This is a genomic window from Veillonella parvula, assembly GCF_032550495.1.
GTDB lineage: Bacteria > Bacillota > Negativicutes > Veillonellales > Veillonellaceae > Veillonella > Veillonella parvula_G.
This window is the reverse complement of record NZ_JAWFZJ010000002.1, coordinates 18,427-32,254: the sequence shown is the minus strand read 5'-3', so window position 1 is coordinate 32,254 and position 13,828 is coordinate 18,427. Positions and strand designations below refer to the sequence as shown.

General features: G+C 42.1%; 13 protein-coding genes. 1 reads left to right on the top strand and 12 read right to left on the bottom strand.

Features of this window, described 5'->3' with window-relative positions; genetic code table 11:
• Positions 1 to 32: 32 nt before the first annotated feature.
• From E6X37_RS04280 to E6X37_RS04240, 9 genes are all read right to left on the bottom strand, one after another.
• The gene (locus tag E6X37_RS04280) at positions 33 to 842 is read right to left on the bottom strand and encodes an ABC transporter permease (protein ID WP_008715125.1); all 810 of its coding nucleotides are present in this window, start codon (positions 840 to 842) and stop codon (positions 33 to 35) included.
• The gene (locus tag E6X37_RS04275) at positions 835 to 1,785 is read right to left on the bottom strand and encodes an ABC transporter permease (protein WP_316597953.1); all 951 of its coding nucleotides are present in this window, start codon (positions 1,783 to 1,785) and stop codon (positions 835 to 837) included. Before E6X37_RS04275 ends, E6X37_RS04280 begins: the two co-directional genes overlap by 8 nt.
• A gap of 232 nt (positions 1,786 to 2,017) precedes the next feature.
• A complete protein-coding gene (locus E6X37_RS04270; protein ID WP_316597954.1) occupies positions 2,018 to 2,605 on the bottom strand; it encodes a hypothetical protein in 588 nt (195 codons plus the stop codon).
• Between the two features lie 46 nt (positions 2,606 to 2,651).
• Positions 2,652 to 3,251, bottom strand: a complete 600-nt coding sequence (locus E6X37_RS04265) for a hypothetical protein (protein ID WP_278604366.1) — start codon at positions 3,249 to 3,251, stop codon at positions 2,652 to 2,654.
• A 91-nt stretch (positions 3,252 to 3,342) separates the two neighbouring features.
• On the bottom strand, positions 3,343 to 4,101 hold the full coding sequence (locus E6X37_RS04260; RefSeq protein WP_278604367.1) for an SDR family NAD(P)-dependent oxidoreductase: 759 nt from the start codon (positions 4,099 to 4,101) through the stop codon (positions 3,343 to 3,345).
• Positions 4,102 to 4,681: 580 nt separating this feature from the next.
• A complete protein-coding gene (locus E6X37_RS04255) occupies positions 4,682 to 5,683 on the bottom strand; it encodes an electron transfer flavoprotein subunit alpha/FixB family protein (RefSeq protein ID WP_118091137.1) in 1,002 nt (333 codons plus the stop codon).
• Entirely contained in the window at positions 5,683 to 6,672 is a 990-nt protein-coding gene (locus tag E6X37_RS04250) for an electron transfer flavoprotein subunit beta/FixA family protein (protein ID WP_316689566.1), read from the bottom strand. Before E6X37_RS04250 ends, E6X37_RS04255 begins: the two co-directional genes overlap by 1 nt.
• A 4-nt stretch (positions 6,673 to 6,676) precedes the next feature.
• Complete coding sequence (locus tag E6X37_RS04245; protein ID WP_004694335.1) at positions 6,677 to 6,955, bottom strand: ferredoxin family protein; 279 nt, start codon at positions 6,953 to 6,955, stop codon at positions 6,677 to 6,679.
• A complete protein-coding gene (locus tag E6X37_RS04240; RefSeq protein ID WP_287517514.1) occupies positions 6,952 to 8,259 on the bottom strand; it encodes an FAD-dependent oxidoreductase in 1,308 nt (435 codons plus the stop codon). The genes E6X37_RS04245 and E6X37_RS04240 overlap by 4 nt, the downstream gene beginning before the upstream one ends.
• 388 nt (positions 8,260 to 8,647) lie before the next feature.
• Between E6X37_RS04240 and E6X37_RS04235 the strand changes: the two genes are divergently transcribed.
• Positions 8,648 to 9,109: an ArsR/SmtB family transcription factor gene (locus E6X37_RS04235; RefSeq protein ID WP_118091140.1), complete on the top strand. Its 462-nt coding sequence runs from the start codon at positions 8,648 to 8,650 to the stop codon at positions 9,107 to 9,109.
• Positions 9,110 to 9,266: 157 nt separating this feature from the next.
• Here the strand turns inward: E6X37_RS04235 and E6X37_RS04230 are convergent, their stop codons facing one another.
• From E6X37_RS04230 to E6X37_RS04220, 3 genes are all read right to left on the bottom strand, one after another.
• Positions 9,267 to 10,589, bottom strand: coding sequence for a pyridoxal phosphate-dependent aminotransferase (locus E6X37_RS04230; protein ID WP_119562512.1), 1,323 nt, complete (start codon positions 10,587 to 10,589; stop codon positions 9,267 to 9,269).
• A gap of 436 nt (positions 10,590 to 11,025) precedes the next feature.
• Positions 11,026 to 12,894, bottom strand: coding sequence for a TonB-dependent receptor plug domain-containing protein (locus tag E6X37_RS04225; RefSeq protein WP_281782553.1), 1,869 nt, complete (start codon positions 12,892 to 12,894; stop codon positions 11,026 to 11,028).
• 22 nt (positions 12,895 to 12,916) lie between these two features.
• On the bottom strand, positions 12,917 to 13,828 hold the full coding sequence (locus E6X37_RS04220) for an ABC transporter substrate-binding protein (RefSeq protein ID WP_278452021.1): 912 nt from the start codon (positions 13,826 to 13,828) through the stop codon (positions 12,917 to 12,919).

Here is a 13,828-nt window from a genome sequence, read left to right as displayed (position 1 = left end):
CTTTCACCATAAAAAATCTATACACAGCACGGTTAACGAGATACATCAAGGGCATCGCGCAACGCATCACCAATATAGTTAAATAAAACAACGGTAATAAAAATAGCGAGCCCCGGATAAATTAGCAGCCACGGCGCCGTTTGTAGAAAATCTCGGGAGCTCAACAAGATAGCGCCCCACTCCGGATCCGGCGGTTGTACACCGATGCCGATGAGCGAAAAACTGGCTACCAAAATGATGGCGTCCCCTAAATGTTGAATAATAACGATCACCAACGGTGGCAATACATTCGGCAGAATATAGCGCCACAGAATTCGTAGATTTGAAGCACCCGACATACGAGCAAAGGTAATGTACTCCGCGTGGCGTTCAATCTGTACGAGGCCTCTAGTGATACGGGCATATTCCGCCCATTTCGTAATGCACAAGGAAATGATTACATTCGTTATGCTAGGTCCCATAATACCGATGAAAGCAATGGCAATCACCATGTTCGGGAACCCTAGTACCAAATCAATCAAGCGAGATAACCAACGGTCAATGCTAGGTGTAGAGAATCCTGCTAACCCACCAATAGCGATACCGATGGCCCCACTAATGCCAATGATGGTGAAAGCAATCCCTAAAGAGGCTTTACCACCGTACAGAATACGAGACCACACATCACGACCGAGTTGGTCAGTACCTAATAGATGGGTACTACTAATGTCTTGTAAGCGGTCCGCGATACTCGTCGTTTCAGGATCAAAGGGTGCTATATAGGGAGCGCATAAGAAAAATACGATCCACAGAGCTGCTAATACCAACATAGCGTATAAGGTATAGGGCTTTTGTCTATTCATAGGAGCCTCCTTTTATGGCGGCTCTTCGCTTCGGATTCAGCCAAACACTCAATATATCAATGATGATATTAATCACGATGAACACCAAGGTAATCCAGATGATATAACCTTGCATCAATACATAATCGCGAGCCATAATGCCCTGCACCATCATATAACCAATACCTTTTATGGAGAATACCGTTTCAATAACGGCAGAGCCACCTAGCATAGCGCCCATAGTTACTCCCATCATAGGCAGCAATATAAGACCCACATGAGGGAATATATAACGGGTGTAGACCATCCATTCTGGCAAGCCCAATGCTCGCGCCCCCTGTACAAAGGGCTGTCGCGACACTTCTAAAATAGCATTGCGCAATCGACGAATGTAGAGACCACATATCCATAAAGCAAGGGTTACTGCGGGCAGAACATAGGCAGAAAAGCCATTGGTATTCGTTACCGACACTAGCTGTAATTTAACACCGAATAAGTACAGTAATAATAAACCGACCCAGAACCCAGGGATTGCTAATGCTAGGAATGTAACGAGACGAACCCCATGATCAATCCATGAGTCTTGATACTTTGCAGATAACATACCGAGCGGTATGGTCGCCACTATCCCCATAACAAGAGCTAAGGATACTAGCCCCAAGGTATTTGGCAAGGCACCGCCAAGAATGGTCGCCACTGGTAAAGCGTACAGAATGGACTCACCAAAGTCCCCTTGTATAATTTGACCTAACCAACGTAGGTATTGCTGCCACCAAGGGTCATTGAGCCCCAACTGCTCTCGTGTCTGTGCAACTACAACTGGATCTGGTGTAGCTCCTAGAAGATTAAACTTCATCGACACGGGATCAATAGGAGATAATTTTATCAATACAAATGTACCGATGGTAACAACCAATAAAATACCTACAATACTTGCCAAACGCTGTAGTATTAATCGATACAATACATCACCTGCCTTCTTTATCACAAAACAGTTATATTTTATTTTAACAGTTATTCAAATTTTTAGATATGCCCCTATATGTATATTAGAATGATTCTCATTATGAAATTTTAGCATATATACTAAAACGGCCCCTCATACGAGGAGCCGTTCTATATAAAACCCTTACAGTGTCCATGCGAGTGCTTCACTACAGCTCGCATGCCTATCCCATTAGGCCTTGACTTTTATATTATTTTGTATGTTGTTTTGGGGCTACCGTATTAGCAACGATTGCTTTAGCCATGTCACGAGTTACAGGGCGTTCGAAGTACATCCCATGAGTTTGTCCGTCTTTTGTCCAACCTATGAGATATACCATTTTATTACCGCCTTTGAAAACAACCTTTGTGCCGTTTACTTTTTCATTAGCTGTTACACGAAAATCGTTATAATCGCCGCTGATATCTTCTTTTATTTCATTGGCTATGCGATGGACGATGCGTTTGCCTGCAGCTTGATTACGAGTAGCGTCTTCACCAGCTTGGTAAACATAAACTACTTGCAATATATCTTTTTCGATAGTACTTACAGACTCAATGTTGTAACCTACAGGTAATACCTTAGGCATTTGAGGTGTAATGTTCATATATTTAGCCGCTTCATCTACAGTAGCAAACTCATGAAACGGGCTTGGCATACCAACCATTGGCGCTTCTTGTTGAGCTACCACAGATTTAGGTTGATCTGGCTTTACATCAAGAGTACCTTGAGCACCAGCAACAGTATAAGAAGCTACACATACACAAGCAACTGCCATCAAGACCAATTTTTTAACCATGGGTATAATCTCCCTTCGCTCAACACGAAAATTATTAAAAACACATTTATTTTGTATGTGATTTTTCCTCAACAATATTACGAATTATAGCCTTCGCCATATCTCGCATAATGGGATGCTGAAACTCTAAAGAGTGATTCTGCCCATCTTTCATCCACGATACAAGATAGACCTTGTTTTTATCACCTTTGAAAGTAACCTTTGTACCATCTACACTTTCAGTTTCTATAACCTTATGAATCTTGTGGTCACCGCTAATATCACCAGTTAACTTAGATGTTCGATATATAATAAGTGCACCGCTAGCTTTGTTGTAATATGGCTCCGCACCAGGTCCATAGACATAAACAACTTGTAATATATCTTTTTCTAAGGTTATGACAGATTGAATATTAAAGCCTACAGGTAACAACTTTGGCATCTGTGGTGTTATATTCATATACTCCGCTGCTTGTTGAACTGTGGTGAACACATGTACCGGACTCGGCATAATAACATTTGGTTCTGCCGCTTCAACTGATATGCCACCAATCACAGGCATAGACTCACCTTTATTAGCCGGCGCTTCGGCACTAACAATGTTATATAAACCAATAGATGCACATACTAAAGAAGCTACTAGTAATATCTTTATCTTTGTTGTCATAACAACAATCTCCGAAAATAAGTTTCGTAAAATTATATTTATCAAAACTTTCCTATCGATTATATACTAAATGAAATAAAATTTCAAATAACTATTTCTTATGCACCATAAACCCAGCTGCTTGTTGGTTAGCCATGATTGTGACATCAGAAATTTGCAAGCGTTTAGGTTGGTTTGTTACGTATAGTACAACATCCGCCACATCCTCAGGTTGGATCGCATCGATGCCGGCATAGACAGCTTTAGCTCTTTCAGCATCACCGTGAAAGCGGACTTCACTAAATGGAGTCTCTACGATGCCCGGTTGAATGGTTGTGACCTTAATATCCGTAGCAATCGTATCCATGCGAATACCATCGCTCAACGTCTTAACGGCCGCCTTTGTAGCACAGTAAACAGCGCCACCTGGATATGCGTATATACCAGCAGTAGAGCCCATATTCACAATATGGCCTGCGTTTTTATCAATCATATAAGGTAGTACAGCCTTTGTTACATATAAAAGACCTTTCACATTTGTATCAATCATAGTCACCGCATCATCGACAGCACTATCTTGGAAAGGATCCAAACCTTGCGCAAGACCTGCGTTATTTACGAGGACATCAACGCCACCAAACGCTTCAATTGCTGCTGGAACCTTGCTTTCAACATCCTCACGACTACGCACATCAAGAACCAAAGTCTCAACGCGCACGCCATATTCCTTAGACAAACGAGCCTGTACCTCAGCCAACACCTCAGTGCGACGACCGGAAATCAAAACATTATCGCCATACTTTGCATATGCCTCGGCAATACAAAGACCAATACCAGACGTTGCACCAGTAACAAAAACATTACGAGCCATAAATACCTCCTTATCAATCCGAACTATATCTATAGCCTAATTATACCACTTTAATATGTAATGGACTCTAGTCCATTCTCCTATACTAATAAAAATGATACATTGGCGCATATAGTATTAAAAGAACACATAAAGTGGCATATGGATTTAGGAATATGATAATAAAAAGAGGATACCCTTTCTTAAACCGACTTTTCCTCTGTATAAATAATATGTCGGCGCAGTGGTTTATAATACTTGAACATTTGAGCTCTACAGCAACAATAAACCAAATAGGGATACCTAAAGCCGCCTTGGGCGCTTTTCCCTTCTCTCTAAAATGACATATTGACGCATTTGAAGGCAAAACGCATAGAAATGAAAAAGGATTACCGTTCTGGAAGCGACTTTCCCTTTGTATAAATAATATGTTGGAGCATTTGTTTATAATACACTAATATTTGAGCTCTACAGCAGCAGTAAGCCAAATAGGGATACCTATTCGAAGCCGCCTTGGGCGCTACGCGTACCCATGAAGGCTGAGGATAGGTATCCCTATGTCTTATTTAGTCTGATAAGTAGAGCTCAAATACTACGTCTTTTATTTCAAATGCGCCAACATATCATTTAACACTTCCATGCAATCCCCCACGATCCCATAGTTAGCGTGTTGGAAGATTTCTGCATTTGGATCGTTATTGATAGCCACGATTGTGTCAGCCCCAGAGATACCGCTCACGTGTTGAATAGCACCAGAGATACCGAATGCCAAGTATAGTTTAGGGCTTACAGTTTTACCTGTTTGGCCTACTTGGTATGGCAATTCTATCCAGCCCTTTTCTACAAGGGGACGTGTAGCACCTACAACACCGCCGATAGCATCGGCAAGTTCGTAGAGCTTATCGAAGTTCTCCTTAGAACCCATACCGCGGCCGCCGGCTACGATGATATCTGCTTCTTGGATGTTGTAACCATCTTTGCTGAACGGAATGAAGTCAAGGCGCTTCATGCGAATATCTTCAGGTTTAAGGTCAAATTGTTCAATTTGAATACGGCCCCAGCTATCTGCAATGCGGTCCGGCTTTTTAAATACATTAGGACGGACAGAGCCCATTTGTGGACGATGATTTGGAGAAATAATTTCAGCTAAAATATTGCCACCCAAGGCAGGACGCGTCCATTCTACAAGGCCTTCTGTAGTATCTACCGTCAAAATGGTACAGTCAGCTACGACACCATTTTTCATGCGACCTGACATGCGAGGTGCCAAGTCACGGCCATTATTCGTAGCGCCAATCAAAAGGATATTAGGCTTATGGTCTTCAAAGAAATCTGTCAAAACCTTTGTATAGCCGTCTGTTGTATAGTATTTTAAAAGAGGGCTTTCAAAAACGTGAACAATATCGGCACCATGTGCCACAAGTTCCTCCGCCTCGGATTGAACATTCTCACCAAGAAGCATAACTTGAACGAGTTGGCCCAATTCCTTAGCGATTCGACGAGCTTGACCGATAAGTTCGTACGTAACCGGATGCACTACGTCATCGATGGTATCGGCTACGACAAAGACATCTCTATATTCATCAAAATTTGTCACTCCCATTATCGATCACCTCCTTTGGAACCTTCTCCACCTTTAACGGCCGCTAAAGCCTTAAACTCACTAGAGGATACACTTTCAACAGTGGCAGCCCGCTGCACAGGATCTTTTACATCCACGCCCTCATCGTTGTTATCTACAGGCTCATCCACAGGTTCTTCGCTAGGCACCAATAGATGAGAAAACTTTTCTGGCTTGATATTATAGGCCAATTCAAGAACCTTTTTAGCCCCTTCTTCCACGGATGAAAGCATTTCTACCTTGCCCCGAAGCGGTGGTTGATATACCTTACGAACGCGCGTAGGAGAGCCATTGAGACCAATACGGCTTTCATCAATATTAGGCATATCACGCAATGTAATATGGGAAATTTCATAACGTTTCGCGTAAATAGAGCTCCAAAGCCCTGGTTGACGAAGCTCATTGAGTTCAGCCGTAGCTGTTACCAATAATGGTAATGGAGCCTCAATCACTTCATAACCATTTTCATGCTCTCGTTTCACAATCGCCTTTTGAGCCGCCTGATCTACGGTCAACTCACAAGCATACGTAGCTTGCGCCATGCCTAGTTCCTCCGCAATTTGAGGACCTACTTGCGCCGTATCCCCATCGATAGCCTGCTTGCCGCAGAAAATCATTTGGAACTCGCGATTCATGGTACGTTGAATATGACGAATGGCAGAGGCAATCGTATAGCTTGTAGCCAATGTATCAGCACCGCCGAAAGCACGGTCTGTAATGAGCACCGCATCGTCTGCACCGAGGGATAAACACTCGCGAAGTGCCGCCTCGGCTTGAGGAGGCCCCATAGTGACAACGGTTACACGACTACCTTCATATTGGTCTTTTACCGCAAGAGCTGCCTCTAACGCATGCATATCGTAAGGGTTTACAATACTGGGCAGACCTGTGCGGATGAGATTATTCGTTTCCGGATCCAGCTTAATCTCAGATGTATCTGGAACCTGTTTGATACATACTAATAACTCCATACACTCACCCCTGTCTAAATTCTACGCCCTTAGCGTTACGCGGATATTTCCAAGTTTTTACGATTGTTTCACCACAAAGAACACGGCAGGTGCCGCACTCAAGGCACCCAGCGAAATCAAAGGCTAAATCGCCATTTTCTTGTAATGTATATAGACCGGCAGGACAGCCGTTTACGAGTTTCATTTTCTCTTCCAAGCTAAAGCCGGCGCCATCCACAATGATATGAGGAGACGTTTCATCTACATAGTATTTATTGGCGCCCAAGCGCTCTTCTAATTTCATAGGGAACGCACCCCTTTCCAAGCATCACGAATCAAGGTAACTAAACCAACGTCACTTACACTACCCATTAATTTCTTCATCATTGGGACTGCACCATCACCATTTACAGTGAATACATCGCGCATCACATTATTCACAAGAGCTGGATACTCTTTGAATATGCGAGGATTTGATGCGAGGAAGGCAGGCATATTTTTATAAAGCTTCATGTCCCTATATAACCAAGAATTCTTGATTTGACGTTCATACAATTTAGCAACGCGCTCCATGTTTTCATCGCGCAAGGCTACGTTAACCGCATCGGCTGCACACATGCCAGATTCGATGGCAAGGTCCATACCACGAATGGTATACCCCAAGTTCATACACATACGCGCCGCATCACCGACGATAACATACCCATTACCGCCCAACTTAGGCAACGCTTTAAATCCGCCTTCTGGCACGAGATGCGCACTATGCTCCTTCAATTGACCATTTTTTAATAATGGTGCAATTCTTGGATGGCTTGTGAAAGCTAATAGCATTTCATCTACCGATTTATTGGCTTTACCGATATCTTCAAGGCCTACAACCATACCTACAGAAAGGCTGTCTTTATTCGTATAAATAAAGCCACCACCCAATAGACCGTCGGTCATATCGCCCAAAGTAAGCCACGCCATCCCCTCATCGCCAGATAGCATAAGGCGATTTTCAAGATCTTCTTTTTTGAGTTTATATACCTCTTTCACCCCTACAGCCATTGTTCTTGGATCTGTAGGACCTGTAAGGCCAGCCTGTTCCAATAATAATGTGTTAGAACCTTCTGCGATGATAACTAATTTTGCATATACTTCGTCATCGTGACAGCGAACCCCTATTACACGGCGACGTTTTCCTTCACCTTCGGTAATAAGCTCAGTTACCTGTACATTAGATATGAGAAGAGCACCTTTTTTCTCCGCCTCTTCTGCTAACCATTTATCAAATTTAGCACGCAATACTACGTAGGATTCTTCATTAGGTTCACCATCTTGGTAACTATACTCGATGGTGGTCATTTCATTACCCGTACCAATAGAAATACGCTCTTTTGTCACCTTTCGTTCCAACGGCGCACGGTCTCTAAAGTCCGGTACAAGACGTTCCAAAGAATGTGTGTAGATGCGTCCCCCCATCATATTCTTAGCACCTGGTGCGGTGCCACGTTCGATAAGTAAAACTTTTACCCTCTGCTCCGCTAAGCGTAATGCTGCCGCAGAACCCGCTGGCCCTGCGCCAACAACGATAACATCAAATGTTTCATTGCGATCAATTGCCATATACTCAGCTCCTTTAAATGAAAGCTTAGACTTACATAAGTTCATATAGTATATATATTTCTCTATTTAGAACCAAAATACCTTTAAAAATTATCACAGAAAGATGAATATATTCTATATTTTTCAGAAATATATTATAAAAGTCTATACATGTTGTATATATACTCATTATATATTAATACTAATGTATACTTTCTGTTCTAGATGAGTGCAATAAAATTCATCAATTCGTGAATTTTATAAGTAAGTCTAGCTTTCACGGTAAAAGTAGCGTATGATAAAGGTAGCAAAAACCCTATACGGAGCAAGACGCGTATAATACGACCGCATAATGCAAGTCCACGGTCAAGGTTGGGAACTCGTTATTTTTTAATTAAGAGGAGGCCCTATGGACCCGTTAAAAATCTTGAAAGCATTATCAAATCCGCATCGGTTAGATATTATATTGTGGCTAAAACGCCCAGAGAAAGAATTCGGTGTACAAGTACACTCTAACACTCTTATCGATTTCCCTCATAGTGTGAGCGTTAAGAGTATCCAAAAGCGCTGCGGTGTATCGCAATCTTCTATTTCTACATTTATGAGCATCTTAGAGAATGCTGAACTTGTGGAATCGCGCAAAATCGACCAATATACCTATTTTCGTCGCAACGAAGAGGTTATTCACGAATTTGGCGAATGGTACAACAAAGAAGTATCCATACAGTCTGACGAAATTGACAAATTATTAGAAACGGTTATCTTAGAAGACACATCATATCCATCAATTGATGAAAGCTCCATACCTAGCGAGCAACTGGCAGTCGAAATACGTACTAAGGGACCGCAGCATGATGAAGAAAGTAAATAAAAGCCCTTCCCTACTTACCATATCTAGGGAAAAACGAAAAGAGCTATAATATTCAAAATTATAGCTCTTTTTTATGTGATACTATACCACTTATAGTATATATACAACTCATAACGTAAAAAGAGTGCCTTCCCATTTGGGAGGGCACTCTTTACTTTTATACATTTCGTTGTGCTTCGTAAGCTCTGAATAGTTTAGATAATAATTCAGGAGCCAAACGCAATAAATCTGGGTTTTCACAGAAAGACACACGCAATTGTGTTTTACCAGGGTTGTTATCGCCATTTTTACCGCTATAGAAACCATTGAGCGGTGCCATGAGAAGTGTATATTCCTTGCCGTCATCAAGGCTTACTGCACCGTGTTCGGCACACCAAGAAGCAAATTCTACACCATCAAAGCCAGGTTTTGCAACCTTTCTCACGTCGATTACAAAGTAAATAGACGCTTCAGGGCGAGACACGATAAAGTCCGGTTCTGCCTCTTTAAAACCTTTGTGGAGTTCAAAGATCATTTGACGATAGTAGTCGCGTTGTTGCTCATACCAGTTGTGCAATTGCGCATAGGACTCATGTTTCAAAGCACCAAAAATATATTGGCCCAATGTATTAGCGCTGAGGTTTGCCGTATATTCCGCAACAGATTTTTCATAACATAATTTATTATCCGTAATGATAGCTCCAATGCGAAGTCCACAAGCATTCCAAACCTTACTTGCCGTTTCAAGACTGATACGACGGCCTTCAATGCCAGGCACATCTTTATCGGTTAAGGCCCAAATGCTAGATGTTTCTTTCCCTTTTTCATAAGCTAATTCACGGTACGCTTCGTCAGAGATGATCCATAAATTATGTTTAACGCACAATTTAGTATATTCAATAAGCGTTTCTTTGCTAAATAATTGACCTGTAGGATTATCATAAGGAATGATAAGCAACGCTCCAGGTTTTGTCTCGATAATGCGTTGTTCAACAGTCTCTACAGAGGGCAATTCGAACTCACCATTTTCATTGAGCTCCCGTTCTACAGTAACCGTTTTACGACCAATGCGAAGACCTACTGCATCATAGTTTGTATAAGAAGGATTGAACATCAAAAGAGGACGTTCTTCTTCGCCAGCACCACCACATACGCCGAGCATGATGATTTCCATCGCCATGGATGCACCGTCTGTTACAAGTACATCAAGCCCTGTTGTATCAAAGCCTTGGCTGCGCAAAATGTGGAGGAATGCTTCTCGACACTCATCAGTGCCCGTAGTTGGTACATATGGCACAATCCCATTATGGAACGGGCTATTGACACCGCCCAAATCAAACAACCTACGCTGCATGGCGGGATGCATAGGACGCATTACATTGCCAATAGAACCATTCACCAAGATAGGCGGGTTCTTACGTTCCAAGAATTTAATTTGTCCTAGGCGAATGCCAGACGGCTTCCGAGCCATCATATACGGCGATAATTCTGGTTGTTTCATTTCGATCCAACTCCTCTAAAAATCAACCTTCTCCATTGGAAGGTTTTGATAACTGTGAAAGTAACAAAACATTTACTATACAAGCAAATATATGTGTACATCACAAAACATAAACTATGAATACCTATAGATAGATACATAATATTATAGAGCTTTTACTATAGAAAATCTATAGTTTTATAACATATACTTATTTATCTATACCCAATTTATCGGTTACTGAAAATAACTCTCATGGTTCTTAGTGCGGTCTCAATATATCATCAAAAATTATAATAAAAATGAAAGAGCCCCATAAGAGGCTCTTTCACCATAATATAGATTACATTTTGAAGCTATACAAATAACTACGATGTAATTGTCAATTATTAGTATAGCTTTATAATCGAACCATTGCAGTAGTTACATCTATTAGCCATTGCAGTAGTTATACCTATTAGATAGTCACTTCTACACCTAGACGGAAGTTGCGACCTTGACCTGGCCACCAGTCACCAGGGTTGCCCCAACGAACACTAGATTGTTCCGCATAGTATGTATCAAAGATATTGTTGATACGACCAAATACAGTAACATTTTCGCGTACCCGATAGTTAGCACTGATATCAGCCAACCAGTATGTTTTACGTGGGAATACATTATCTGCAGGGCCAGGACGGTTGATGATACCGCGGATATCCAAATGAGCATCCCATTTAGCATCGTTGTAATCAAGGCCTGCATTAACAGCATGTTTTGGCACATACCCATCGCGATTTGCTTTGCGTGTTGGTGTCGCATCAATATGAGTATACGTATAGCCAAGGCGTGCAGACAAGTGGTTCGTCAATTGTTTACGCACATCCGCATTGATGCCACGAGCTTTTTCAGTGTCAAAATTGCGATATTGGCCTGTAAAATTTGCTGGATCTGTCATAACCCAACCGATTTTATCCTTCGTACTACGGCTGAAGAAACTAAGATTACTATTCCATGTTTTACCGAATTTGTGGTGTACACCTAAATCAAATTCATGACCTGTTTCCGGTTTCAAATTGCGGTTGCCATTGAAGCCATCAAATAATTGGTATGGTGTAGGGGCTAAGAAGTACTCTTTATACGCAGCATACACATTTGTCTTCTCATTTACATCATAGCCAAGGCTGATGGATGGAGATGTATGCGTACCGAAGGAGGAATGATGGTCAACGCGGATACCAGGTGTTACAGTCCACTTAGGAGCAAATTTCCATTCATCTTGAATGAAGTATGATGTGTTCGTAAGCTTCACGCCGCCCATATTAAGCACCTTATCTTGTCTCCAGTCAAAGCCGCCTACTACAGTATGGTCTTTTGCTTTATACGTAACTTGATCGCCAATACCACGAGTCTTCACATCTGTTAAGTACCCATCGTATGTTGTTTTATAATGATTGTTCATCAAGTATAATTGATGGCTCCAACGATTGCTGATTTTGTTCTTCCAAATCGCGCGTAAGGAATCATTCGCTTCATTACCATAACGAATATGGTTGAGGGCACCCAAATGGTCGGAATACATTACATCACCACGATATGTATCGTAAGATATTTTTACATCGTTCTTATCATTGATTTTATTGCCCACCATGAAAGATGCAGTGTGGCTATTGCCATGTTGCGGAACGCGCACGCCATGACCATCTTTATAGGAACCAATAATATCTTTTTGTACGCCTACACGCCAATACCAATCATTTTGGCTACCTTCGTTGGTAATTGCGTATTGCTCTAAATCATTGCTGCCACCCATCACGCGAAGCTTAGTTTGTACACCTTGCTCAGGTTTTGCAGTGATTACATTTACTACACCACCAATGGCACCGGAACCATACAATGTAGAGCCTGCACCACGTTGAACTTCAATGCGATCAATACTAGACATATCTTTCAAAATAGTCATCGGCGGATTCACACCAGCCGCCCCCATATTGATGCCGTCTACCAAATACAATACTTGGTCAGACCCATTGATGCGGAATGCATTGGAGTTCGTGTAACCTACGCCACCACCATACGTATTAATATCTACGCCCGGTACGATGTTCAAGGCTTCATTCATATTCGTAGCATGGCGCTCACGAATATCGTCGCCTGTTACTACGCCTACACTAGCTGGCACTTCTGAAAGCTGTTGTTCACTACGAGTCGCCGTAACAACAATGGTATGCGCTTCTTTCGCATCACCAGCGTCAACAGCTAATACACTAGAAGCACTCAATGTGCTACCAAATACGAGAGCTAACCCTATGTACATGGATAATCGTTGCATTCTTGATACTTTCATAAAAACCTCCACACACACTAAATCATTTGTTATATATATTTTGTGCCATAGAAACCATTGCACGAGTCATAAATTGAGAATAACTCATGACCTGCGAGGAATCTACGAGGAACACACGACGATTGGCGATGGCCTTAACACCTTGCAAAGCAGGGTCAGAATAGAGTTGCTCTGCCGTTGCTGGCGTAGTACCATCCGAGGTATAAGCCACCGATGGGATGATGATAATGTCTGGATTCGCTTTAATTAAATCCTCTCGCGTCCCATTATCAAAAGGCCCCAAGCCTAATTGGGCGGCCGCATTGGTAACCTTCAGATATTTAGTCATATCATCAAAGGTTGACCCTTTGCCACCGGTTAAACCAAATTGCGTATAAAATGCTACTACAGGGCGTTCACCGGTATGTTTATTTGCTAACTCTTCGACAGTTTTCAAATCTGCATCCATGCTAGCAATCATCTTTTCATCCGAAGCGTGTAAGAGTCCTGCAATTTCATGGATAACTGCTTTTGCTTCTTCTACCGTAGTCGGAGTCTTATAGACGTAAACGGGAATCTGCATATTCCGCATTTCCCCAATTGCATCTGGAGATATCCAGTTTGGAACTAATACTAAATCAGGTTGTACTGAAAGCATGGATTCAGCAGTTGCTTTCACATGCGTCCCCACCTTGGCAGACTCATCAGGTACATTATTAGGCACGGTGCCAACGGCTACCACTCGGCTCGGATCAACCAAGGATAACACTATATCCTCTGTACTCGCAGCAATAGGGACGATGCGCTTCGGCTCACTAGGCACCGTAACAGTTACACCAGTGCCATCCGTAACTTGATGTGTCGTGCCCGTTGTCCCCGTCTGCGTAGGACCACAACCGACCACTAGAAGTACCATCATTACTATGGTACATATAATAGATATTCTTTGCTTCAT